Genomic DNA, 23521 nt, shown 5'->3' on the forward strand with positions numbered 1-23521 from the left:
CTGTGGGGATGCCCGACGCTTCACCGACCGTGCTCGACCTCGCCTCCGACTCCGTCGCGCTCACGAAGGCGATCTGCGACTTCCCGAGCGTGTCGGGCGACGAGACGGCGCTCGCCGATGCGATCGTCGCGGCGCTGGCCGGGGCATCCCATCTCGAGGTCATCCGCGACGGCGACACGATCGTCGCGCGCACGAACCTCGGCCGCGCGCGGCGGGTCGTCATCGCGGGCCACATCGACACCGTGCCGATCAACAAGAACCTGCCGAGCCGATTCGAGACCGACGCCGACGGCACCGAGTACCTGTGGGGGCGCGGCACGGTCGACATGAAAGCGGGCGTCGCCGTGCAGTTGAAGCTCGCGGCCGAGCTCGTCGAGCCCGCCTACGACCTCACGTGGATGTGGTACGACCACGAAGAGGTGTCGGCCGATCTCAACGGTCTGAGGCGCCTCGCCGAGCACCGGCCCGACCTCTTCGCAGGTGACTTCGCCATTCTCGGCGAACCGTCGAACGGGCAGGTCGAGGGCGGCTGCAACGGCACCCTCCGCGCCGAGATCCGCACGAAGGGCCTCCGCGCACACACGGCGCGCAGCTGGATGGGCGAGAACGCCGTGCACAAGCTCGCACCCGCGCTCGCGAGGCTCGCAGCCTACGAGGCCGAGACCGTCGAGGTCGACGGGCTCGCGTACCGTGAGGGGCTCAACGCCGTCGCCGTCGCGGGCGGCGTCGCGGGCAACGTCGTGCCCGACGAGGCCGTGCTGACCGTGAACTACCGTTTCGCGCCGAGCAAATCGGTCGCCGAGGCATCCGACATCGTCAGAGCCCTCTTCGCCGACTACGACGTCGCGATCGTCGACGCCGCCGACGGCGCGCGTCCCGGTCTCGACGCGGCGCTCGCGCAGGAGTTCGTCGCGGCCGTCGGCGCAGAGGCGCGGCCCAAGTACGGCTGGACGGATGTCGCGCGCTTCAGCGCCCTCGGCGTGCCCGCCGTCAACTACGGCCCCGGCGACCCCATCAAGGCGCACGCCGACGACGAGCGGGTGCCGGTGTCGCAGATCCTCGACGTCGAGCGTGCGCTCCGCGCGTGGCTCACCGCGGATTGAGCGGTTCCGACGGCATGACCGAGGCGGCCGGAACGCGAGCGGCGCGAGAGCCTGACCCGTTCCGTGCGACTCGGTGGTCGCCGCGCGTCCGGTGGCGGGTGCTGCCGTGGTGGGCGCGAGTCATCCTGATCTTCGCGGGGGCTCGGGCGATCACGACCGTGTTCCTCCTCGTGTTCGCCGCCGGGCAGGCGCCGAACGCGTGGACGGGTGACGGGCGCCCGGGACTCTTCGAGTTCTCGAACCTGTGGGACGCGCGCTGGTATCAGTCGATCGCCGGCAACGGCTACCCGGCCGACCTCCCGCGGAACGACCAGGGACACGTCACCGAGAACGCGTGGGCGTTCCTGCCGGTCTACCCCGCGATCGTCCGTGTCGTGAGCGCTCTCGGCATCCCGTGGGACATCGCCTCGGTGCTCGTCTCGCTCGCGGCCGGCCTCGGCGCGGCGCTCGTCTTCCACCGGCTCATGTCGAAGTTCCTGGCTCCCGACCGGGCCATGTTCGCCGTCGTGCTGTTCTGCGTCGCGCCGGTCTCGCCGATCATGCAGTTCGGCTATGCCGAGTCGCTCGGCTTCCTGTGGATCGCGCTCGCGCTGCTCCTCCTCGTCGACCGGCGGTACGGATGGCTCGTCCCGGTCATGCTGGCGTGGGCGTTCACTCGGCCGGGCATGCTCGCGTTCGCCCTCGCCCTCGGCCTGCACTGGCTCGTGCGGTTCCTTCGGCGGAAACGCGAGCCGTTCGCCGCCGCCGATCGATGGCTCGTCGCCGGCGTCACGGCGTTCGCGGTCGTCGTGGGCTTCGCGTGGCCGGCGATCGCCTGGTACTTCACGGGCGAGTCGGGCGCGTACACCGAGACCGAACTCGCGTGGCGTTCGAGCTACGTCGGCTATGGAGAGCTCCTGCCGTTCACGCCGTGGTTCCAGGGCGCGCGGTGGTGGTTCACGGTGTGGTTCGGCGGGGCCGGGCTCGACGCGCAACTGCTCGCGGGCCTCGCGAGCGTCGCGGTCGGGCTCGTCGCACTCGGGTTCGGCGCGGCCCTCTTCCTCCCGGCCGTGAGACGGCTCGGCACCGACATCCGGCTGTGGCTCGCGAGCTACGGGCTCTACCTGCTCGCGGTGTTCTTTCCGCAGTCGAGCACCTTCCGGCTGCTCGCGCCGCTGTTCCCCCTCGTGGGCGCGCTCGCGGTGCCGCGGGCACGGTGGTACCGGTGGAGCATCGCGACCGTCTTCCTGCTGCTCCAGATCTGGTGGCTCCAGATCGCGTGGGTCATCGACGGGGCCGACTGGACGCCGCCGTGAGCCCGTCGCAAGTGAGGTCGCCGGCGTGAGCCCGTCGCAAGTGAGGTCGCGGGTCCGTTCGTGAGCGCCTCATCGAGGTGCACAAGAGCGAGCATTCCTCGCTTCGAACTGCGAAATAACGAACTGCGCTCGGTTTGTTTGTCCTGATCCGCCCGCGAAACCAGATCGTTACCTTCTGGTCGCCGTTCGGACCCGTTTCGGCTGTCCACAGACCCCCCGTGATTTCCCGGGCCCGCCGTTCCCGGGGGATAATGGAATCTCAGCCACGAAAGGGGTAGCTCAATGGCGGCCATGAAGCCACGCACCGGAGACGGGCCGATGGAGGCTGTGAAGGAGGGTCGACTCATCATCGTGCGGGTGCCGCTCGAAGGTGGCGGTCGACTCGTCGTCTCGGTGAACGACGCTGAGGCCAAGGAGCTCTACGACGTCCTCGGCGGCGTCGTGAACCCCGCCTGACGGGGTCGGCGCACGGCGCGAGCCGAGCGTGAAGCTCAAGGATTCGGCGCCTGAGTCGGCGACTTCGGTCGCAGACTCAGGCGCCGAGCTTCACGATCTGGAGCAACCCGTCTCCCGCGGGGGAGATCGCGGTCGAGACCGCCGACGACGACGCCAGCTCACCGATGAGCGTGCGGAACGCGGTGGATGTCTCGTCGCGACGTGCGGGATCGGCGACGCGGCCCTTGCCGAGCACGCGAGCCACGACCACGGTGCCCTTCGACTTCGCGAGGCGCAACCCGTGCTCGACGTACTCGATCACGTTCGGCGCGTCGGCGTCGATGAAGACGAGATCGTACGACGCCTCGTTCATCCGCGGCAGCACCTCTGCCGCACGGCCCGTGATGAGACGTACGCGGGCGGGCGCGACGCCCGCCTCGGCGAAGAGCTCGCGGGCGTGCTGCTGGTACTCGGTCTCGGTGTCGATCGAGGTCAAGAGCGCCGAGCGCGCCGCACGGAGCATCCAGAGCCCTGAGACGCCCACGCCCGTGCCGACTTCGATGATCGACTCGGCGCGCGCCGCGGCCGCGAGCACCGCGAGCTGCGCCCCCACGGCGGGCGAGACCGGCTCGATGCCGAGCTCGAGCGAGTGCTGCCTGGCCCGGGCGACGAGGTCGTGCTCGACGACGGACTCGTCGACGTACTTCCAGTTCAGGTCGTGTTCCGACACCATCAGCTCCCTGCGATCGCCCAGCATTCAAGAATAGGGGTCGGGCGAGGAGCGGGGCGGATGCCTCGCCGCTCCCGATCGGAGCCCACGCACGGTTTCCGCCGACTATCCTGAACAGATGTTCGGTTTGACGTTCGAGAAGCTCCTCCTCATCGGGGTGATCGCCGTCTTCCTGCTCGGCCCTGAACGCCTGCCGCACTACGCCGCGAAGCTCGGCCAGCTCGTGCGGTCGCTCCGAGACCTCGCCAACGGCGCGAAAGACCGCATGCGCGAAGAAATGGGTCCCGAGTTCGACGAGGTCGACTGGAAGAAGCTCGATCCTCGCCAGTACGACCCGCGCCGGATCATCCGCGAAGCGCTGACGGATGCCGACCCCTTCGCCGAGCCCGACGCGAAGCCCGTCGTCGCGCGCGCCGCCGTCAACGAGAACTCGGCCTACCTCCAGCGCAAGCGCACGCGCGAGCAGCTCGCGGCGGGCGAGGCTGCGCCGTTCGACGCCGAGGCGACCTGAGCGGGGGCCCACCCCGCCCGGCCGCTTCGCCCCGCCTACGCCCGCCGCAGCCGCCGCAGCGCCCGCGCGAGCAGGAGCAGCAACGGCGCCTGAGCCTCGTACTCCTTCGCGGTGCGCGGCAGCTGAAGAAGCCCCGTCGACTTCGCAACGGTGACCGGTTCGACGAACCGCAGCAGACCCTCGGCGCCGTTGCGCCGACCGACACCCGACGACTTCTGCCCGCCCATGGGCGCGTCGACGGCGGCGAAACTCCCGCGGTAGCCCTCGTTGATGTTGACGCTGCCGGCCGCGATGGCGTTCGCGATGCGCGTCGCGCGACGTGCGTCGCCGCTGAACACAGCCGCGTTGAGGCCGTAGTCGCTCGCGTTCGCCGCGATGATCGCCTCTTCGTCGCTGTCGACGAGGTAGAGCGCGGCGATCGCGCCGAACGTCTCCTCGGCGTAGAGGGTCATGTCGGGCGTGACGCCCGTGACGACGGTCGGGGCGAATGCCCACGGCGCGACGTCGGGCAGGCGCGTGCCGCCGACGAGCACGGTCGCGCCCTTCGAGACGGCGTCGTCGAACTGCGACTCGACTCGGGCGAGCTGCGTCTCGGAGGCGAGCACCCCGAAGTCGGCGTCGAACCCGAGGCCCGTGCCGACCTTCGCGTGCTCGAGCACGTCGACGAGCGCCGACGTGAAGGGGCCCGCGATCTTGCGGTGCACGTAGATGCGCTCGATGGAGACGCACAGTTGCCCCATGGCCGAGAAGCACGCGTGCGCGGCGTTCTGCGCGGCCTTCACGGGGTCGGCGTCGTCGAGGACGATGAGCGGGTTCTTGCCGCCCAGTTCGAGCGACGCACCGACGAGGCGGCGGCCGGCCTTCTCGGCGATCTTCCGGCCGGTGGCCGTCGATCCGGTGAAGCAGATGTAGTCGACCTCGTCGGTGAGCGCTTCGCCGACCACGCTCGCGGGGCCCGTCACGACGGCCCACAGCGCCTCGGGCACGCCCGCATCGATGTACGCACGGCGGAGCGCGAGGATCGAGAGCGCGCCCTGGTCGTCGGCCTTCTGCACGACGGCGCAGCCGGCGGCGAGGGCAGGCACGACATCCATCGCGGCGAGGCTCAGGGCGTAGTTCCACGGTGTGATGACGCCGACGACGCCCTTCGCCTGATAGCGCACGCGCGCGGTCGCGACGGTCGGGATGCCTGAGCGACGCGTGCGCCCCCGCAGCACCTTCTTGGCGGTGAGCGCGTTGTAGCGCGTGACGCTCGCGGCCTCGAAGAGCTCCTCGAAGCCCTGCCCGCGGGTCTTGCCGCTCTCCGTCTGGATGAGGTCGAGCAGCTCTTCGCGCCGCTCGAGCAGAAGGTCATGGGCGCGCAGCAGCACGCGCTCGCGGTGCGCGAAGCCCGCGCGGGCCCACGCGAGCTGCGCGAGCCGCGCCCGGGCGACGGCGTCGCGCACGTCGTCGGCGCTCGATCGGGGCAGCTCGTGGTGGGGCTCGCCGGTGAGCGGGGAGGGGATCCAGACGGCCTCGGCACCGCTCGCGACGACGTCGTCGGCGAGGGGCTCGGGCCGTGCTGCTCGGGTGCGGGGGGCAGGCATGCGCACAGTCTAGGTCAGATGACCCAGTCGGTCGCCGGGCGGCTTGCGCGAGTTCGCGGCGCCGCTACACTCTCGCCATGACCGCAGCGGAGCGCCCCCTCCCGCGCGGTGTCGTCACCCGGTACGCGATCGGTTCGATCGGCACCGGCGGGTTCGCGACGCTGCCCGGGCTCGTCCTCGTGTACTACCTGACCGACACGCTCGGCGTCGCCGCGCTCGCGGCCGGACTCGTCGTCACGCTCGCGAAGGTGTGGGACGTGGTCATCGACCCGTGGATCGGCGCCCGCAGCGACCGCGCGCTCCTCGAGACGGGCACGCGGCGCAAGTGGATGCTCCTCGGCGGCGCGCTCCTGCCGGTCGGGTTCATCCTCACGTTCGCCGTGCCCGCAGGCATCGGCCCCGTGGCATCCGGAGTCTGGGTCGCGATCGCGTTCCTCGCGACCGCGACGGCGTTCAGCGTCTTCCAGGTGCCCTACCTCGCGCTCCCCGCCGAACTCACAGGCGGCTATGACGAGCGCACTCGGCTGCTCACGTGGCGCGTCGTCGTGTTGACGTTCGCGATCCTCGCGTTCGGCGCGGGCGGCCCCGAGATCCGCGGCGCGTTCGCCGACGAGCACGTCGGCTACCTCGTCATGGCGATCGTCGCTGGCATCGCGATCGGCGCAGGCATGCTCGTCGCGTCGACGACGGCGGCGCGCGGAGCGGTCGCAGCGAGTGCTCCGGATGTCCCGGACAGCGCGGATGTCCTGGACAGCGCGGATGCCTCGCGCCGCAGCCCGCTCGAGGGCTACCGCGAGGGCTTCGCCGCGCTCCGGCGCAGCCGGCCGTTCCGCACGCTCCTCACCGCGTTCCTCCTCCAGGCGCTCGCGACGGGAGGCATGCTCGCGGGCGCCCAGTACATCGCGACCTGGGTCCTGCGCTCCGAAGACGCCGTGACGCTCCTCTTCGTCGCGCTCATCGCGCCCGCGCTCCTGTGTGCGCCGCTCTGGGCGGTGCTCGCCCGCCGCATCGGCAAGGAGCGGGGGTTCGCGCTCGCGAGCATCGTGTTCGCGCTCGCGGCGGCGAGCCTCGTCGGGCTCCTGTGGGCGCCCGGCGTGTGGGTGTACCTGCCGGTCGGCATCGCGGGCGCCGCCTACGCGGGCATGCAGTCGCTGCCCATGGCGATGCTGCCCGACGTGATCTCGCACGACCGCGCACAGCACGGCATCGACCGGGCGGGCACCTTCACGGGCGTCTGGACGGCCGGGGAGACGACGGGCATGGCGCTCGGGGCGACCCTGCTCACGATCGTGCTCGCCTCGACGGGCTACCTCGAGTCGACGGGTGCCGAATTCGTCGGGCAGGGGCCCGCCGCGATCACCGGCATCGTGCTGAGCTTCAGCGCGCTTCCCGCGGTGCTCGTCGCCCTCAGCCTCGTCGCGCTCGCGCGGTATCCGCTGCGGAAGAGCGACGTGGACGTCTCGCACGTGCCCGTCTCGAGCGCGTCGGTCGGGTAGGGAGCGCCGACCTCGACGGGCGTTGCTTCGCCGGTGCCGAAGTGCCGCCCGCCGTGAGTGGAAACCGGGTCTGCGTCGCGCGCACGACGTCTATCCCGAGCCCGGCAGCCCGCAGCGCTCGGAGTAGTAGGCGTAGAGCTCGGCGCGGAGGGTGTCGTTCGCAGGGAGCCCGAGCTGCCCCGAGCGTCCGTCGCTCGTCTCGATCTCGAACGGCAGGATCGTGCCGATCTTGTCCTCGGCGACGGCGTGCGCGTCGCAGCGGCCCGGGCGCACCGGAAGCTCGATCGTCGACGGCGGGTCGGACGCCGCGATCGTCAGGTCGAGATCCCAGTTGAATCCGCCCTCGGCGTTGATGAGCGTCGTGCCGCGCACGCCCGAAACGTGGAACGAAGCGGCCGCGCCGTCGGCCGGGGCGCCGACGGGCGCGACGGCGATGTCGATGACCGCGCGCCGTTCGGCGCCCGAACCCGTGCTCCGCAGGTGATCGGGCAGGGTCAGCGCGGCGACCGCGGCGACCGACTCGCCGAGGCAGGCCTGGTCGTGGATGCGCTCGAGCGACCCGTACGGGTCATCCGCCGCGACCTCGTCGTGCACGGCGCCGTCGGGCGTCGTGACGTCGAGCCGCACCGTGATCGGGTCGACCGGCTCGTCGCAGATCGCGGCCGTCGGGGCGAGGCGGATCGCGATCGCACGTCCGGCAGGGAACGCCGTCGGCTTCTGCTTCGCCATGCCCGGCTCGAAGCCGGGCGAGTGCACCTCGACGGACGCGACCGTGATCGGCTCGTCGCGCCCGTTCGTGACGAGCACGAAGATGCGGCCGCTCGAGACATCCACGCGCCCTTGGCTCACGCTCGCCGTGATGCCCGAGAGTCCTGCCGGATCCCGCGTCTCCACGGGCGCTGTCGCCGTCACGCAGCCGCTCAGCGAGGCTCCGGCGAGCGAGAGCGCGACGATCCAGTCCACCGTACGGGCCGCCGAGGACCGGCGGATATGTGGCATCGGGGCGTATCCGGCGCGGCGTCGAATCAGCGTCGGACCCGCCTCGGACGACGGGCCGCGACGAGCACGGCCCCCGCGAGCAGAAGCCAGACCGCTGCGACGACCGGCGACATCGCATCGAAGCCGCTCGCGGGCAACGGCCGGCGCGGCAGCGGCACCCGCACGTCGGCGGTCGCGGTGACCGTCGTCCCCTGCGGCGACACGCCCGACGCCGTCGCGGGGTCGGCCACCCAGCCGCGCGCCACGTCGTCCGCGGTGACGGCGTAGGTCGCAACGGCCGTGACCGACTCACCCGTCGCGAGGAGGCGGTCGGCGCCCGGCCAGTCGAACACGAGCGCGCTGAGCCCCGGCATCGGATCGACGATGTCGACCTCATCGAGCGTCACGTTGCCCGTGTTCGTTGCGTGGTAGGTGAACGTCACGAGGTCTCCGACGGCACCTGTCGCACCGGGCGCGAGCGCGCCGCCGACGCTCAGCGCGATCGAGGGGCTCTCGGGCAGTTCCACGCGAGCGGATGCCTCGTCGTCGAGCTCCTGCTCGTCTGGCGCGAGACCCTCGACGCGACCGACGTTCTCGGCGTAGCCGCGGTCGGCGTCGGCTTCGGTGACGACCGACCAGGTCGTGGCCTCGACGGACATGCCGGCGGGGAGGGTGCCGGGTCGGTCGGGCCAGGACTCGATCACGATCGACCCGAAGCCGACGGGCGGGTCGTCGACGACGAGCGGGTCGAGGGTGACGTTGCCGAGGTTCGAGATCGTGAGGTGCCACACGACGACCTGTCCGGGGTAGACCGGCCCGGCGCCGCCGTTGTCGGCGACCTCGCCCGACTTCTCGATTCGCACCTCGGGCAGGCGCGGCAGCACGACCGCGGGCGAGGCGTTCGCCTCGAGCGGATCGCCGCGCGGGGGCTGCCCGACGGCGACGGCGGTCTGGTCGGTGCCGCCGGCGTCGATCTCGGCGCGAGTGAGCGGGCAGGTCGCGGTCACGGTGGCGTGCTCGCCGGGAAGGAGGGTGCCCGCTGCGGCAGGCCACACCGGATCGCCGATCTCGCCGTCTGCGCAGAGCGTCGGCACGTCGAGGTCGACGTCGGTGAGCGTCGTGTTGCCGTCGTTCGTGATCGTGTACAGGAACCGGACGGGGTCGCCGGGGTCGGGGCGGGAGCCCGCGTCGAGTTCGCCGACGCCGTCGAGGGCGAGCGACGGGGTGAGCTCCCACTCGACCTCGGCGTCGTCCTCGTCGGAGACGGCGTCGAGTCCCTGCGGGGGAGTGCCCGTGACCGTCGCGCGGTTCGTGAGGGCACCCGCGTCGATCTGCGACTGACTCAGGGCGAGGCTCGCTTCGGCGGTCGCCTCGAGTCCGGGCGGCAGCACGCCGGGCGCGGCCGGATCGGGCCACGTGTACACGAGGTCGACGCCCGCGAGGAGCGGGTCGGACACCTCGACGCCCGTGAGGGTCAGGTTGCCCGGGTTCGTGATCGTGAAGACGTAGTCGACGGTCGAGCCGGTCGCAACGGGCTCGGCGACCGATCCGGTCTTCTCGAGACCGATCGCGGGGGAGGACGGCAGCACGACCGTGACGGTGTTGCTCTGGGCCGTCGGCGCGTCGGCCGGCACCGTTGGGGTGCCGGTCGCCGTCGCCGTGTTCTCGATCGAGCCGCGGTCGAGGTCGGCCTGGGTGATCGCGACCGATCCGGTCGCCGTCACGCTCTGCCCGGGTTCCAGCCGGCCCGCCGCGCCGGGCCACTCGCCGTAGACGAGCGTGCCGAGGATCGGGTCGGCGGCCGTGACGTTCTCGAGCACGAGGTTGCCGGTGTTCGTGATCTCGAACTCGTACGGGATGGCGGTGCCGACCTCGCCGAGGGAGCGGACGGGGGGCAGCACGGCCGACTTCACGATGCGGATCGCCGCGGTCTGCCCGATCACGACGGTCTCTTCGTTCGAGACGGCGTGCACGGGTGCGCCGAGGGACGTCGAGGCGTCGACCGTCGCGGTGTTCACGACCCGGCCTGAGTCGATGTCGGCTTGGGTGATCGGGTAGGGCGCCGAGGCGGTCGCGAACTCGCCGGGTGCGAGCACGCCCGGGGAGGCCGGATCGGGCCATTCGTAGCTGATGTCACCGGGCGGCACGAGCGGATCGCTCAGGACGACGCCCGTCAGCGTGACGTTGCCGGTGTTCTCGATCGTCGCGGAGAAATCGACGGGAGTTCCGGGCACGGGGTCGACTGGTCCCGAGAGCTCGGCGACCTTCACGACCGTGAGCCCGGGGGACTGGGGTGCATCCACGTCGGCCGACGCGGTGCGCGAGACGGTCGTGCCGAGCGGTGTCTGGGCCGTGAGCGTCGCCGTGTTGGGCACGCCGCCGGCGTCGACGTCGGCCTGCGTGAGGGTGTGCGTGCCGGTCGCGGTGGCCGAGTCGCCCGGGGCGAGGGTGAACGGCGGGTCGAGGTCGTCGTCCCACGTCAGGTCGGCGAGGAGCGGGTCGTCGAGGTCGGTCACGGTGAGCGGCTCGAGGCCGTCGTTGAGCGTTGTAAGCGTGTAGGTCACGGTCTCGCCGACGAGCGCGGTCGTCGGCGACGGCGTCTTCGTGAACGCGAGACTCCAGAGGTCGATCTCGTGCACGGCGCACGGCACCGCCGGGTCGGGATCGGCCGGGTCGCAGTCGGGGGTTGCCTGCCCCGGTGTCTCGGCCGCGAAGGCCGTATTGCGGAGCGTTCTGTCGGACTCGTCAGGCAGCGGAGCGTGCACGGTCACGGTGTACGTGAGCGTGACCGTGTCGCCCTGGTCGAGTCCGCCCGACCACCGGAGTCGCGGCGCCCCCGCGAGCAGGGTCTCGCCCGGGCGGTCGAACGCGGCGTCGGCGTTGAAGGTCGCGTCGTCGAACACGTCGGTGAGGTCGTCGACGAGGATCGCGGGGAAGTCGTCGAGGAACGGACCGTTGCCGACGTTCGTCGCGGTCACGGTGTACGCGACGGTATCGCCGGGGCCGGCCTCTGCGGGTGACGCCGACTTCGCGATCGCGAGGTCGACGAAGTAGAACTCGATCTGGTCGCTTCCGACGGGGTCGACGCCGACCGTCTGGTCGAGGTCGTCGGCTCCGATGACGAAGGTCTGGGTCTCCGGATTCGCACGATCGGGTGGCGAGACAGGGCGTACCGTCACTGTCACCGTGCACGACGCGACGCCCGCGCCGAGATTGCCGGCTGTCACGCTGACCGTGTCGCCCGAGGCATCCACCGTCGCGGAGCACGAGCCGCCGGCGACCGACCCCGGCACCATCTCGAGGCCGTCGGGAAGCGCGGCGTCGAAGCCCCAGCCGGGCTTTCCTGCGAGGTCGGTCGCATTGACGACCTCGAACTGCAGGGTGGCCGTGCCGTTGGAGGGCATGGAGGTCTCGACGAACGAAGGCTCGACGACCGGGGTCACGTCGTAGACGCTGATGTTGTCGATCGCGGCGTCGTTGCCGCTGCCGCCGTGGGGCTCGAGATTCGACACGACGAGGCTCGCGGGCTGTGCGACGCCGGGTTGTCCGGCATCGACGAGGAACGAGCCGGGTGAGTAGAAGCGACCGCCCCGCACGCCGCCGTAGATCGCGGAGCGCGGGTCTGAACAGGGCTTGATGGCGTCTGAGACCGTGTACTGCTGTCCTCCATATCCCAGCGTGAAGACGAGCTGGGCCTGCTGGGACGCGCCGCAGGCGGTCTCGGCGGCGTCCACCGAGAAGCCGATGAACCGTGTGCGGGTGCTCGGATTCTCGCGGAACTGCAGGGGCACCGTTCCGACGGTCTGGAGCATGGTCGTGCCGAGCGGGACCTGGGTCTGGTTGTTGCGGCTGAACGTCGACAACGCGAAGTTGTCACCGACATCGGCGACCGGTTCGCCGTGCGCGAGCTGGATGAGACCGAGGGCTCGGGTCATCGATCCGAGCGTTCCGGCCGGGCAGGTCCCGGGCACGGTCGAGTTGCCGCTCATCAGGAACCCGTTGCACTGCGCGAAGTCCAGCCAGTACGGCGACGCGGTGTAGCGCTCGCCGTTCGCACCGATGTAGTCCTCAAGTCCGACGTACGTGTCCGTCGTGCCGTTCTCGAAGTCTTCGCGCCACATCGTGAGCGGAGTGGGCGCAGTCGCGGCCTCGGCGCGCGGGGCGACGGGCGGCGCCACGACGACGATGCCGCCGCCGAGGAGTGCTGCGACGAGCACCATGCCGACCCTGCGCCACGCTCTCCGCATTGACCCCCTCCGTCTGCGTCCGCCCCCGCGATCAGCGTGCCCGAACTCCTGCGTCGGCACAAGCGGCGCGGCGGGACATCCGCTCAGCGCACCGAGACGTCGAGCCGACGGCCCTGCAGCGACCGCGGGCGGGTCGCGAGCGCCGCCGCGACCTGCTCGATCGCGCGCGCCGCCGGATCGTCGGGCTCGGTCGCCACAACCGGATGCCCCGAATCGCCGCCGCGGCGCAGCGCGACGCTGAGCGGCACACTCGCGAGCACAGGCACCGGTTCGTCTTGCCCTTCCGAGAGCCGCCGCGCGAGCTCCTCGCCGCCGCCCGCTCCGAAGAGGTCGAGCACCGATCCATCCGGTGCCGCGAACGCCGCCATGTTCTCGACCACGCCGATCACGGTCTGGCCGGTTTGGCGCGCGACGACGCCCGAGCGCTCGGCGACGTCGGCGGCGGCGGGCTGCGGGGTCGTCACGACGACGACCTCGGCGTTCGGCAGCAGCTGCCCGAGCGAGATCGCGACGTCGCCCGTGCCGGGCGGCAGATCGACGAGCAGCACGTCGAGGTCGCCGAAGTACACGTCGGTGAGGAACTGCGAGAGCGTGCGGTGCAGCATCGGGCCACGCCACGCGACCGCGACGGACGACGCGCGACCGCCCGGCTCGGCGGGCTCGACGAACATGCCGATCGAGATGGCCTTCACGCCGTGCGCGACGGGCGGCAGGATCATGTCGTCGACCTGCGTGGGCCGCACCGGGTTGCCGTGCTCGTCGAGGAGACCGAGCAGCCCCGGGATCGAGAATCCGTGCACGTCGGCGTCGATGAGCCCGACCGAGAGCCCGCGCGCAGCGAGCGCGACCGCGAGGTTGGCCGTGAGCGTCGACTTTCCGACGCCGCCCTTGCCGCTCGTGATCGCGACGACCCTCGTGAGACTCCCTGGGCCGAAGGGGTTCTGCCGCGCCGAGGCTCCACCCCGCAGCTTCTCGGTGAGCGCCTGGCGCTGCTCGGGCGTCATGACCGAGAGCGCGACGTCGACGTTGCCCGCACCCGCGACGGCCTCGGCCGCGGCGCGCGTGTCGCGCTCGATGCGGTCGCTCGCGGGACATCCGACGATCGTCAGCCGCACGTCGACGCGCACGCGCCCGTCGCCCGTCGCCTCGACGCCGCCGACCATGTCGAGGTCGGTGATCGGGCGGCGGATCTCGGGGTCGATGACCGACGCGAGCGCGGCGCGCACGCGCTCGGCGAGGGCGAGCGTGTCGTCAGCGACCATGCTCGACCGACCCCGCGGCATCCGCCGACTCCGCCGCCTCGCGCTCCCCGTCGCGCTTGTCGAGCTCGTCGATGATCTGGCGGAGCTCGGCGCGGATGAAGTCTTTCGAGGCCAGCTCGCGCATCGCGAGCCGCAGCGCGACGACCTCGCGCGCGAGGTACTCGGTGTCGGCGAGGTTGCGCTCGGCCCGCTGGCGGTCTTGTTCGATCTGGACGCGGTCGCGGTCGTCCTGGCGGTTCTGCGCAAGGAGGATGAGTGGCGCCGCGTAGCTCGCCTGCAGCGACAGGATGAGCGTCAGGAGCGTGAAGTTCAGCTCGCGCGGGTCGAACTGCAGCACCGCGGGCATGAGCGTGTTCCACAGCAGCCACACGACGACGAAGACCGTCATGCCGATGAGGAATCCCGACGTGCCCATGCCGCGCGCGAAGGCCTCGGAGAAGCGGCCGAACGTGTCTTTGTCCATTCCGCCGCGGAACGCGGTTCGGCGCGTGCCCTTCGGGGTCTCGAATCGCCGGTCGTCGGCGTCAGCGCGTGCCATCTCCTGCCCTCCTTCCGTGCGGGATCGGGATGCTCCCCGTCGTCAGCTGGGCGCGCGCGGCCGCGCGCCTGGTCACCTCCCCGTCTTCGGGATGACTTCGCCAATCGTCGGGGAGGAGGTAGTCGAGGATGTCGTCGATCGTGACGACGCCGACGAGCCGGTGCTTCTCGTCGACGACGGGCACAGAGACGAGGTTGTAGCTCGCGAGCATGCGCGCGACCTCGGCGGCCGACGTGTCGGCCGTTACCGGTTCCAGGCCCTGGTCGAGGAGCGAGCCCAGCCGCTCGTGCGGCGGGTAGCGGAGCATGCGCTGGAAGTGCACGATGCCGAGGAAGCGCCCCGTCGGCGGCTCGTACGGCGGCAGCGTCACGCACACGGCCGCGCCGAGTGCCGGCGGCAGGTCGTGGCGGCGGATGAGCGCGAGGCCCTCGGCGACCGTCGCGTCGGCCGAGACGATGATGGGCTCGGTCGTCATGAGACCGCCCGCCGACTCGGGAGCGTAGGTCAGGAGCATGCGAACATCGTCGGCCTCTTCGGGCTCCATGAGCTCGAGCAGGTGCTCGCCGCGCTCCTCGGGCAGTTGCGCGATGAGGTCGGCGGCGTCGTCGGGCTGCATGTGGTCGAGGACGTCGGCGGCGCGGTCGTCGCCGAGGCCCGCGATGATCTCGACCTGGTCGGCCTCGGGCATCTCTTCGAGGACGTCGGCGAGCCGGTCGTCGGGGAGTTCTTCGGCGACCTCTTGTCTGCGCTGGGCGGGCAGGTCGAGGAGGGTGTTCGCGAGGTCGGCGGGCTTCAGGTCGGAGTAGGTCGCGATGAGCTGCTCGGCCGACTGGGCCTCGCCCGCGGGCGTCGCCTGCTCGCGCACCTCGCGCCACGTGACGTACGCCGACTGCCCCTTCGAGAACGGCGTCGCGCCCTTGGGCCGACGCACGAAGAGCTGCTCGACCTCCCACTCGCCGGGGTCGTGCTCTTCGATCGCGACGTCTTCGATGGTCGCCTCGCCCGAGCCGTCGTTGAAGACGACCTTGCGGCCGAGCATCTCGGCGATGACGCGCACCTCGCCGCCGCGCTGCTCGAAGCGGCGCAGGTTGATGAGGCCCGTCGTGATGATCTGGCCGCCGCCGATCGAGGTGACGCGGCCGATCGAGAGGAACACGCGGCGCTTGCCGGGCACCTCGACGATGAGCCCCACGACGCGGGGGGCTTCGGTTCGGCGGTACACGACGAGGACGTCGCGCACCTTCCCGACGCGGTCACCGGCGGGGTCGAAGACGGCGCAGCCGGCGAGTCGGGCGACGAAGACTCTCGTGGCGCTCACGACTACCAACTTAGCCCTCGCCGACGCAACGCCGGGTCCCCGCGCCACGGCTCGTGGGAGGATGAGCGCGTGACCAGTCAATCGCCGTTCGGCCGTCGCGCCGCCCAGGGGTTCCCGGCTCTGCCGAAGGGCGAGACCGTCGCCAGTTTCGAGACCTACGAAGCCGCGCAGGCCGCCGTCGACAAGCTCGCGAAGGCCGAGTTCCCGGTCAACGAGCTCGCGATCGTCGGCACCGATCTGACGAGCGTCGAGCGCATCACGGGCAAGCTCACGTGGAGTCGCGCGGCGGGCGCCGGCGCGATCTCGGGCGCGTGGTTCGGCACGTTCCTCGGCCTCTTGTTCTTCATCTTCTCCCCGACGGGCGCCGGAATCGGCATCCTCGCGTCGGCCGTGCTCATCGGCGCCGGGTTCGGCGTCATCGCGGGGCTCGTGTCGTACTCCGTCAACCGCCGCCGCCGCGACTTCACGTCGGTCATGCAGGTGCTCGCCACCCGCTACGCGATCATCGCCGACACGGCGCACGTCGCGCGGGCGCGGAACGTCCTCGGGGTCGATGCGAGCGCGGCGGAGCAGGCGGTTGGCTCGTCGGCGCGGGCCGAGTCGAGCGCTCCGGATGTCACGGCCGCGGCTGCGTCGTCGGCGCCGGCCGAGCAGCCGGCGACGGCGGCACCAGAACCGACCGGCCCACAGCTCACCTACGGCGAGGCGCAGGATGCCGCGCGCCGGGCGCGGAACGAAGCGGCCGCGGCCGCGCGGGCGCGCCCGAGCGTCCGCAGTACGGCGAGTATGCGCCCGAGGCGGGTGCGCAGTCGGCGGATGATTCGAGCGCACCGGATGCCTCGGATGCGTCGAAGCCCACCGGGGACGCCGAGGGCGGTCGCTGAGAATCCTTCGCCGGGACATCCTCGCCTGATTCACGGACGATCCGCAGACTCGCGATATATCGTGACGCGCATGTCAGCGCACGACGGACTCGAGGGCCGCATCGACGCCGAGATCGCCGCGGGCGAGCGGCGCGATCGGCCGATCCGGCGCGCGCTCCGAGGCATCCGCCGCCGGATCGACCGCCACCCTCGCCTTCGCACCGTCTACCGCGCGGCCGTCGGCGTGCTCGGCGGCGTGATCGCCGTCGGCGGCCTCGCCCTCGTGCCCCTGCCGGGACCGGGCTGGCTCGTCGTCTTCCTCGGCCTCGCGATCCTCGGCACCGAGTTCGCGTGGGCGCGCCGGGCCGCCGCGTCGCTCAAGCGCATGCTCGCCAAGTTCTGGGCGTGGTGGCAGGCCCGCCGCGCCGCGCGGCGTGCGGCGGGCACCGCCTGACTCAGCCCTGCGCGCCCCGCACCCACGCCTCGACGGCGTCGACGGTGCGCGGGATCGCCGCCGAGAGGTTCACGGCGCCGTCGGCGGTCACGAGGATGTCGTCCTCGATGCGGACGCCGATGCCGCGGAACTCCTCGGGCACCGTGAGGTCGTCGGGCTGGAAGTACAGGCCGGGCTCGATCGTGAAGACCATGCCCGCCTCGACCGTTCCGTCCATGTAGAGCTCGCGCCGCGCCTGCGCGCAGTCGTGCACGTCGAGGCCGAGGTGGTGGCTCGTGCCGTGGACCATGTAGCGGCGGTGGTACTGGTTCTCGGGCTCGAGCGACTCTTCGGCCGTGACCGGCAGGAAGCCCCACTCGGCGGTCTTCTTCGCGATGACCTTCATGGCCTCGGCGTGCACCTCGCGGAAGACGATGCCGGGCTTGACGATCGCGAACGCCGCGTCGGCGGCTTCGAGCACGGCCTCGTAGACCTTGCGCTGCACGTCGGAGAACGTGCCGTTCACGGGGAACGTGCGCGTGATGTCGGCGGTGTAGTAGGTGTCGCGTTCGACGCCCGCGTCGAGGAGCACGAGGTCGCCGGGCACGACGGGGCCGTCGTTGCGCGTCCAGTGGAGGATCGTCGCGTGCGGGCCTGCGGCCGCGATCGAGCCGTAGCCGACGTCATTGCCCTCGAGGCGCGCACGTGTCGCGAAGACGCCCTCGATGACGCGCTCGCCGCGCACTTCGCTCGTGATGCGGGGGAGCTCGGCGAGCACTTCGCCGAAGCCGCGAGCCGTCGAGTCGACGGCCGCCTGGAGCTCGGCGATCTCGAACGCGTCCTTCACGAGCCGCAGCTCGCTCACGACCCGCGCGAGGTCGTCGTCGGGCTCGTGCTCGGCGTTGAACTCGATCGAGAAGGGCGTGTCTTGCGCGTTCTCGCTGAGCGCCTTCTCGGCGGCGAAGCGTACGCGCGCGTTGTCGACGCGCTCGGTCAGTTCGGGGTCGGCCTCGCGAAGCACGAGCGTCGCGGTGTCGATGCGGTCGACGACGGCGTCGAAGTCGCGGATGTCGCGAGTGGCGACCGCGAGGTCGGCCGCGACGTGCGCGAGCGACGGGCGCGGCCCGATCCAGAACTCGCCGATCGCGGGGTTCGCGTAGAACTCGTCGGAGTCGCGCCCCGCGCGCTCGCGGAAGTAGACCGTCGCGTCGTGACCGTCGCCCGACGGCTCGAGCACGAGCACTGCGCCGGGCTCGGAGTCGCTGCCCCAGCCTGTGAGGTGCGCGAACGCCGAGTGCGCACGGTAGGGGTACTCGGTGTCGTTGGCCCGCTGCTTCATCTCGCCCGCGGGGATCACGAGCCGGAGTCCCGGGAACGCCGCGGACACCTTCGCACGGCGCGCGGCCGCGAACGCCGCCTGCTCGCGCGGAGCGGGAAGCGGCTCGTCGCGCTCGGCCCACTCCGTGGAGATGAACTCCTTGAAGTGCTCCGAACCGGGCGTCGTCGAACGGTTGCGATTGCGGTCGGCGGTCTGGGTCGCCTCGCTCGACTCGGGGGTGTCGGTCGAAACGGGCGCGGTCGAGGTGTCGGTGGTCTCGGACATGTCCCCATTCTCCCACCACGCGCCGATGTCGGAACGGCCGGATGCTTCGGCCGCAAGCTCGTTCGCGCGACTCAGCCCGCGCGGACGAGCGTCGACACGACCGGGCGGTGGTCGCTGCCCGAGTCATCCAGTTCGCCGAGCACCCGGAACGACGCGACCTTCCAATCGGGCGTCGCGAGCACGTGATCGATGGGGGCGCCGAAGAACTCGGGCAGATCGGTCGGCCACGTGCCGATCCCGCCCGCGCCCGCCGCGACCGCGCCGTCGCGGCAGCGGCCGAGATCGCCGCCGTCGACCCCGCGTCCCGCGAAATGGTCGACGGTCGCGTTGAAGTCGCCCGCCATGATCACGTCGTCGCCTGCGCACTGGTCGGCGATCCAGTCGAGGTCGCTCCGCCAGTTGCGGAGCTCCCAGCGGATCGGCGCGACCGCGTGCACCGCGATGATGCGCGGCCCGTCGCCGTCGACAGGATCGGCCACGACCGTCGGCAGCGTGTTCGTGTTGCCGGGCGGACCCGTCGCCTCGGCCGACACGACGTCGTAGTCGCCGAGATCGGGGCTGATGAGGAGGGTCGTCGAGCGCGCCTTCGAGATCTGGTCGAACGACTGCCAATGCACCCACATGGGCCGCCCGCCGTCGCGCATGAGCACGGCGATCTCCTCGCCGAGTTCCTCGGTCGTCTCGGGGAGCGCGATGACGTCGGCGCCCTCGTCGAGCGCGAGCTGCGCGATCATCGCCGCCGACGGCTCCTCGCCGAGCGTGTTCCAGGCGAGGACGGTCACCGAGGTCGGGTCGGCGGATGTCTCGGCCGAGGCATCCGACCCGGCGAAGCCCCGCGACGCGAGCACCCCGACGTTCGCGGCCGCGAAGACCGCGAGCACCGTCGCCATCGCGACGCCGAAGCGCCGCGTGCGCTTCGGGATCGCGAACAGCGCGAAGACCAGGGCGAAGAGGATGCCTCCAGCCGCCGCGATCCCGCGGAGCGCGACGACGTGCGCCGCGACCCACTGGTTGTGAAGCCCCCACGCCTGCGGCCACGCGAGCACCGCGGCAGCGACGACCGTCGCGACGAAGACGGCCCAGCCGAGGATGCGCAGGAGCATTCCACCGAGCCTAACGAGGTCGCGGGCGGCCTTGCTGGGAGGCCGCCGCTAGCATGAGCAGATGCCAGCCGACCCCGCGCCCTCGCAGACCCCGTGGCCGTTCGGCGCCGCCGACCTGCACGTGCACTCGGTCGTTTCCGACGGCACCGAGACGCCTGCGGCGCTCCTCGCCGAGGCGGCGTCGATCGGACTCGGCGCGATCGCGCTCACCGACCACGACTCGACCGCCGGGTGGGCCGAAGCCGCCGCCGCCGTCCCCGAGACGGGCGTCGCGCTCATCCCCGGCATGGAGCTCTCGACGCGCGACGGCTACACGAGCGTGCACCTGCTCGGACTCCTCATCGATCCTTTCGACGAAGCGCTCCTCGCCGAGACCGCCCGCATCCGCGAATCGCGCCTCACCCGTGCCGAAGAGATCGTGCAACGCATCTCGCGCGACTACGCCCTCACGTGGGACGACGTCCTCGCCCAGACCGCCGAGGGCGCGACCATCGGCCGCCCGCACATCGCCGACGCGCTCGTCGCGCGCGGGCACGTGCCCGACCGTTCTGCCGCGTTCGACGGCATCCTCGACCCGCGCAACGGCTACGCGCAGCCGCACTACGCACCCGACCCCGTCGCGGGCGTGCGGCTCATCCGTGCGGCCGGGGGAGTGCCGGTCCTCGCCCACCCGGGCACGCGCGGGGCCGGGCTGATCATCCCCGAGCCGCGGCTCGCGGAACTCGTCGACGCGGGCCTCTTCGCCCTCGAGATCGACCACCCCGAGAACCGCGAAACGGCCAAGCCGCGCCTCCGCGAACTCGCCGCGAAGTACGGCCTCGCGATCACCGGCTCGAGCGACTACCACGGGGCGGGCAAGCCCAACCGACTCGGAGAGCAGACGACCGCGCCCGACGTCGTCGCACGCATCGTCGCCGAAGGCACGGGCAGCGTGCCCGTGCTGCCGTAGCGCCCGAACCGCCCCCGGCCCACCGACTGAGACGACGGATGCCCCGTCCGAGCGCGGCTCGGGACGAGGCATCCGGTGGTCGCAGCGCGCTGACGCGCGCGGCCTACGCCTGCGGCGCCGCGGGTGCCTGCCCGCCCGAGCGCGAGCCGCCGCGACGGCGGCGACGCCGACGCGGAGCCGCGTTGCCGTCGTGGTGCTCGTGACCGTGGCCGTCGTGCGTGCCCGTACCGGGCTCGCGGACGGGCTCGCCGCCCGCGCTCGCCGCAGGGGCCTGGCTCGAGGCATCCGTCTGGCCTTCGCCCGCAGGGCGTCCGCCGCGCGTGCGCGTCCGGCTGCGCGGTGCGCGGTCGCCCGAGGCGCGCTCGCCGCGCGGCGCACGCTCGCCCTCGGTGCGACCGGCGGTCGCGGCGCGCGGCGCGGCGGCGGCCGGCTTCAGGCGCCCCTTCGTGCCCGCAGGGATGTCGAGGTCGGTGTAGAGGTGCGGGCTCGACGAGTAGGTCTCGGTCGGCTCGGGCTGGCCGAACTCGAGCGCGCGGTTGATCAGTGCCCACTTGTGCAGATCGTCCCAGTCGACGAACGTGACCGCGATTCCCGTCTTGCCGGCACGGCCCGTGCGGCCCGCGCGGTGCAGGTACGTCTTGTCGTCGTCGGGGATCGTGTGGTTGATGACGTGCGTCACGTCGTCGACGTCGATGCCGCGGGCTGCGACATCGGTCGCGATCAGGATGTCTTTCTTGCCCGCCTTGAACGCGGCCATCGCGCGCTCGCGCTGGTCTTGGTTCAAGTCGCCGTGCACGGCCGCCGCGTTGAACCCGCGGTCGTTGAGCTCTTCGACGAGCTTCGCCGCGGCGCGCTTGGTGCGCGTGAAGATGACCGTCTTGCCGCGGCCCTCGGCCTGGAGGATGCGGGCGATCACTTCGTCTTTGTCGAGCGAGTGCGCGCGGTAGACGACGTGCTTGATATTCGCCTGCGTGAGGCCCTCGTCGGGGTCGGTCGCGCGGATGTGGATCGGCTTCGTCATGAAGCGGCGCGCGAGCGCGACGATCACGCCCGGCATGGTCGCCGAGAACAGCATCGTGTGGCGCACGGCCGGCGTCTTCGCGAACAGCTTCTCGATGTCGGGGAGGAAGCCGAGGTCGAGCATCTTGTCGGCTTCGTCGAGCACCATCTCTTGCACCTGGCCGAGATCGAGCAGGCGCTGGCTCGCGAGGTCGAGGAGGCGTCCGGGCGTGCCGACGACGATCTGCGCACCCGCCTTGATCGCCTCGATCTGCCCCTCGTACGCCTTGCCGCCGTAGATCGCGACGACCTTCGTCGCACGGTTCGACGTCGCGAGCTCGAGGTCTTCGGTCACCTGCACGCACAGCTCGCGCGTCGGCACGACGACGAGCACCTTGACGCCCGGCGCCGGGTCGTCGCCGAGGCGCTGGATGATCGGGAGGCCGAAGCCGAACGTCTTGCCCGTGCCGGTCTTGGCCTGGCCGATGATGTCCTGCCCGGTGAGGGCGAGGGGGATGGTCTGCTCTTGGATGGGGAAGGCATCGACGATGCCCTTGCCGGCGAGTGCCTCGACGATGTCGGGCGCGACGCCGAGTTCGGTGAACGTGGTCACGGAGAGTCCTGTCGGTGATTCATGGGATGCGCCCGGTGTCTTCTCCAGCCGGCGCACGGCCGCGGTTCCATCGCCCGCGTGCCCCCCTACCCTAGCCGAGCGACCTGAACGGGCCCGGATATGCTGTCTGGCGTGGTGTTCCGTTCCAGTCGGCGCGAGAAGCGCGAGACGCCCTTCATCCGTCCGCGCGTGACGCCGACCCAGCTCGCGAAGGTCGACTTCACCGAACTCGTCCCCGAACCGAACGAGCTGCTCGGCCAAGCGGCCGTGCTCCAGCTCGAGAGCTTCGAGAACCTCGCCAAGGCCGTCGCCGGCGCCCCCACGCTCGCCTCGAAAGAGGGACTCAGCGCCGCCGCGGGCGTCGCGCTCAAGAAGCACCACGCGCTCATCGCCGAACTCCGCCGCGACGGCGTGGAGCCCGTCGAGGTCATGGCGCCGTTCACACCAGAGCTCGACCGCTTCCGCGAGAAGATCGCGGGCGCCGAGTGGTCCGAACTCCTCCTCGGCATCCACGTCACGTCGGGCATGCTCGACGACTTCTTCGCACGGCTCGCCGCCGGACTCCCGCACGACCGCGGCGCGCGCGTGCGCGACATCCTCTCCGAGGCGGGCGCCGCCGAGGTCCTCTCGGCCGAACTCCAGCGGGCGATCGCCGAAGATCCCGGCCTCGCGGACCGGCTCGCCCTGTGGGGTCGCAGCCTCGTCGGGGACACCCTGCTCGTCGCCCGCAACGCGCTCCGCGCAGCGGAGCCCGAAGGACGCCGCGACGAAGACGTCGAACCCGTGTTCACCGAACTCATCGCCGAGCACACGCGCCGTATGGACGCGCTCGGCCTCACGGCCTGAATGCGCCGAACGGGCGCCCTCGAGACGAGGGCGCCCGTTCGTGCGGTGGGCGTCAGCGCGCGGCGGCCGTGCCAGGGCGCGAGAGGCGCTCGAAGAGGACGTGATCGGCGTGCTCGCGACGCGGCCCGATGAGGAGCGCGGATGCCGCGGCGACGACGCCTGCAGCGGCGAGCGACGCGACCCAGATCCAGCCTCCGTCCCACGCCCAGCCGAGCCAGGTGAGCCCGACCCAGACGACCGCGGCGACGGCCGCGCCGATCGCCGGAATGAGCACGACGCCGTGCGTGTGGCGCTTGGGAAGGACGTAGCGGGCGGCGAGGCCGAGGATGGCACCGCCGAGGACGACGAAGAGGAGCTCCATCAGGCGACGAACCCGATGCGACGCTCGTCTTCGGAGCCGATCTCGACGTAGGCGAGTGCACTCGTCGGGATGACGAACACGGCGCCCTTGGCGTCGGTGAGCTTCAGCAGAGGCTGCCCCGAGAGGGCGGCGGAGACGGCCTGCTCGATCTCGGCGGCCGTCTGAGACGACTCGAATCCGAGTTCACGAGGGGAGTTCTGGAGGCCGATACGAACGTCCACGATGCACCTTTCTTGTCGTGCTGCCAACACT

At 71.6% G+C, this 23521-nt stretch carries 20 protein-coding genes; 8 read left to right on the top strand and 12 right to left on the bottom strand.

The genetic code is table 11. The features are described 5' to 3' along the window. Positions 1 to 8 precede the first annotated feature (8 nt). From dapE to ET445_RS09715, 3 genes are all read left to right on the top strand, one after another. Positions 9 to 1103: a succinyl-diaminopimelate desuccinylase gene (dapE, locus tag ET445_RS09705; RefSeq protein WP_129190972.1), complete on the top strand. Its 1095-nt coding sequence runs from the start codon at positions 9 to 11 to the stop codon at positions 1101 to 1103. Continuing rightward, entirely contained in the window at positions 1085 to 2398 is a 1314-nt protein-coding gene (locus tag ET445_RS09710) for a glycosyltransferase family protein (RefSeq protein WP_243695151.1), read from the top strand. The genes dapE and ET445_RS09710 overlap by 19 nt, the downstream gene beginning before the upstream one ends. Positions 2399 to 2680: 282 nt before the next feature. After that, positions 2681 to 2854, top strand: coding sequence for a DUF3117 domain-containing protein (locus ET445_RS09715; RefSeq protein ID WP_067875042.1), 174 nt, complete (start codon positions 2681 to 2683; stop codon positions 2852 to 2854). 76 nt (positions 2855 to 2930) lie between these two features. Here ET445_RS09715 and ET445_RS09720 read toward each other — a convergent pair whose 3' ends face one another. Then, complete coding sequence (locus ET445_RS09720) at positions 2931 to 3563, bottom strand: O-methyltransferase (RefSeq protein WP_129190974.1); 633 nt, start codon at positions 3561 to 3563, stop codon at positions 2931 to 2933. Positions 3564 to 3681: 118 nt separating this feature from the next. Between ET445_RS09720 and ET445_RS09725 the strand changes: the two genes are divergently transcribed. Beyond that, positions 3682 to 4074 carry a twin-arginine translocase TatA/TatE family subunit gene (locus ET445_RS09725; RefSeq protein ID WP_129190976.1) on the top strand — a complete coding sequence of 131 codons (393 nt, stop codon included), beginning with the start codon at positions 3682 to 3684 and terminating at the stop codon, positions 4072 to 4074. A gap of 35 nt (positions 4075 to 4109) precedes the next feature. On the opposite strand, the gene ET445_RS09730 is transcribed toward ET445_RS09725, so the two are convergent. After that, the gene (locus tag ET445_RS09730) at positions 4110 to 5660 is read right to left on the bottom strand and encodes a succinic semialdehyde dehydrogenase (RefSeq protein ID WP_129190978.1); all 1551 of its coding nucleotides are present in this window, start codon (positions 5658 to 5660) and stop codon (positions 4110 to 4112) included. A 77-nt stretch (positions 5661 to 5737) separates the two neighbouring features. Between ET445_RS09730 and ET445_RS09735 the strand changes: the two genes are divergently transcribed. Beyond that, the gene (locus ET445_RS09735; protein ID WP_129190980.1) at positions 5738 to 7156 is read left to right on the top strand and encodes an MFS transporter; all 1419 of its coding nucleotides are present in this window, start codon (positions 5738 to 5740) and stop codon (positions 7154 to 7156) included. A 90-nt stretch (positions 7157 to 7246) separates the two neighbouring features. Here ET445_RS09735 and ET445_RS09740 read toward each other — a convergent pair whose 3' ends face one another. From ET445_RS09740 to ET445_RS09760, 5 genes are all read right to left on the bottom strand, one after another. Further along, on the bottom strand, positions 7247 to 8119 hold the full coding sequence (locus ET445_RS09740; RefSeq protein WP_129190983.1) for a hypothetical protein: 873 nt from the start codon (positions 8117 to 8119) through the stop codon (positions 7247 to 7249). 62 nt (positions 8120 to 8181) lie between these two features. Next, a complete protein-coding gene (locus ET445_RS09745) occupies positions 8182 to 12354 on the bottom strand; it encodes a DUF7507 domain-containing protein (RefSeq protein WP_165314359.1) in 4173 nt (1390 codons plus the stop codon). A 110-nt stretch (positions 12355 to 12464) separates the two neighbouring features. Continuing rightward, positions 12465 to 13643 (bottom strand): Mrp/NBP35 family ATP-binding protein, encoded by a 1179-nt coding sequence (locus tag ET445_RS09750; RefSeq protein ID WP_129190987.1) that lies wholly within the window; start codon positions 13641 to 13643, stop codon positions 12465 to 12467. Beyond that, the gene (locus ET445_RS09755) at positions 13633 to 14181 is read right to left on the bottom strand and encodes a DUF1003 domain-containing protein (RefSeq protein ID WP_129190989.1); all 549 of its coding nucleotides are present in this window, start codon (positions 14179 to 14181) and stop codon (positions 13633 to 13635) included. Before ET445_RS09755 ends, ET445_RS09750 begins: the two co-directional genes overlap by 11 nt. Further along, the gene (locus ET445_RS09760; protein ID WP_129190991.1) at positions 14168 to 15499 is read right to left on the bottom strand and encodes a magnesium transporter MgtE N-terminal domain-containing protein; all 1332 of its coding nucleotides are present in this window, start codon (positions 15497 to 15499) and stop codon (positions 14168 to 14170) included. Before ET445_RS09760 ends, ET445_RS09755 begins: the two co-directional genes overlap by 14 nt. Positions 15500 to 15568: 69 nt before the next feature. On the opposite strand from ET445_RS09760, the gene ET445_RS17630 reads away from it, so the two are divergent. Beyond that, entirely contained in the window at positions 15569 to 16816 is a 1248-nt protein-coding gene (locus ET445_RS17630) for a TIGR02611 family protein (protein WP_165314360.1), read from the top strand. A 1-nt stretch (position 16817) separates the two neighbouring features. On the opposite strand, the gene ET445_RS09770 is transcribed toward ET445_RS17630, so the two are convergent. Then, positions 16818 to 18398, bottom strand: a complete 1581-nt coding sequence (locus ET445_RS09770; RefSeq protein WP_129190993.1) for an aminopeptidase P family protein — start codon at positions 18396 to 18398, stop codon at positions 16818 to 16820. A gap of 71 nt (positions 18399 to 18469) precedes the next feature. Further along, positions 18470 to 19501, bottom strand: coding sequence for an endonuclease/exonuclease/phosphatase family protein (locus tag ET445_RS09775; RefSeq protein ID WP_129190995.1), 1032 nt, complete (start codon positions 19499 to 19501; stop codon positions 18470 to 18472). A 61-nt stretch (positions 19502 to 19562) separates the two neighbouring features. Here ET445_RS09775 and ET445_RS09780 point away from each other — a divergent pair, with 61 nt between their 5' ends. After that, a complete protein-coding gene (locus ET445_RS09780; RefSeq protein ID WP_129190997.1) occupies positions 19563 to 20450 on the top strand; it encodes a PHP domain-containing protein in 888 nt (295 codons plus the stop codon). A gap of 103 nt (positions 20451 to 20553) precedes the next feature. Here ET445_RS09780 and ET445_RS09785 read toward each other — a convergent pair whose 3' ends face one another. Next, positions 20554 to 22062, bottom strand: a complete 1509-nt coding sequence (locus ET445_RS09785) for a DEAD/DEAH box helicase (protein WP_129190999.1) — start codon at positions 22060 to 22062, stop codon at positions 20554 to 20556. Between the two features lie 132 nt (positions 22063 to 22194). Here ET445_RS09785 and ET445_RS09790 point away from each other — a divergent pair, with 132 nt between their 5' ends. After that, on the top strand, positions 22195 to 22908 hold the full coding sequence (locus ET445_RS09790; RefSeq protein WP_243695152.1) for a ferritin-like fold-containing protein: 714 nt from the start codon (positions 22195 to 22197) through the stop codon (positions 22906 to 22908). Between the two features lie 52 nt (positions 22909 to 22960). On the opposite strand, the gene ET445_RS09795 is transcribed toward ET445_RS09790, so the two are convergent. Further along, positions 22961 to 23269, bottom strand: a complete 309-nt coding sequence (locus tag ET445_RS09795; protein WP_243695153.1) for a hypothetical protein — start codon at positions 23267 to 23269, stop codon at positions 22961 to 22963. After that, positions 23269 to 23490: a DUF3107 domain-containing protein gene (locus ET445_RS17240; protein ID WP_165314361.1), complete on the bottom strand. Its 222-nt coding sequence runs from the start codon at positions 23488 to 23490 to the stop codon at positions 23269 to 23271. The genes ET445_RS09795 and ET445_RS17240 overlap by 1 nt, the downstream gene beginning before the upstream one ends. Positions 23491 to 23521: the final 31 nt, after the last annotated feature.

Source organism: Agromyces protaetiae (genome assembly GCF_004135405.1).
Taxonomy (GTDB): domain Bacteria; phylum Actinomycetota; class Actinomycetes; order Actinomycetales; family Microbacteriaceae; genus Agromyces; species Agromyces protaetiae.

Bases quoted from the DNA above. Each gene is read 5' to 3' on its own strand.
- ET445_RS09770 (WP_129190993.1), bottom strand. From the start codon at position 18,398: ATGTCCGAGACCACCGACACCTCGACCGCGCCCGTTTCGACCGACACC.
- ET445_RS09795 (WP_243695153.1), bottom strand. From the start codon at position 23,269: ATGGAGCTCCTCTTCGTCGTCCTCGGCGGTGCCATCCTCGGCCTCGCC.
- dapE (WP_129190972.1), top strand. From the start codon at position 9: ATGCCCGACGCTTCACCGACCGTGCTCGACCTCGCCTCCGACTCCGTC.
- ET445_RS09725 (WP_129190976.1), top strand. From the start codon at position 3,682: ATGTTCGGTTTGACGTTCGAGAAGCTCCTCCTCATCGGGGTGATCGCC.
- ET445_RS09745 (WP_165314359.1), bottom strand. From the start codon at position 12,354: ATGGTGCTCGTCGCAGCACTCCTCGGCGGCGGCATCGTCGTCGTGGCG.
- ET445_RS09775 (WP_129190995.1), bottom strand. From the start codon at position 19,501: ATGCTCCTGCGCATCCTCGGCTGGGCCGTCTTCGTCGCGACGGTCGTC.
- ET445_RS09780 (WP_129190997.1), top strand. From the start codon at position 19,563: ATGCCAGCCGACCCCGCGCCCTCGCAGACCCCGTGGCCGTTCGGCGCC.
- ET445_RS09730 (WP_129190978.1), bottom strand. From the start codon at position 5,660: ATGCCTGCCCCCCGCACCCGAGCAGCACGGCCCGAGCCCCTCGCCGAC.
- ET445_RS09715 (WP_067875042.1), top strand. From the start codon at position 2,681: ATGGCGGCCATGAAGCCACGCACCGGAGACGGGCCGATGGAGGCTGTG.
- ET445_RS09750 (WP_129190987.1), bottom strand. From the start codon at position 13,643: ATGGTCGCTGACGACACGCTCGCCCTCGCCGAGCGCGTGCGCGCCGCG.
- ET445_RS09735 (WP_129190980.1), top strand. From the start codon at position 5,738: ATGACCGCAGCGGAGCGCCCCCTCCCGCGCGGTGTCGTCACCCGGTAC.
- ET445_RS09755 (WP_129190989.1), bottom strand. From the start codon at position 14,181: ATGGCACGCGCTGACGCCGACGACCGGCGATTCGAGACCCCGAAGGGC.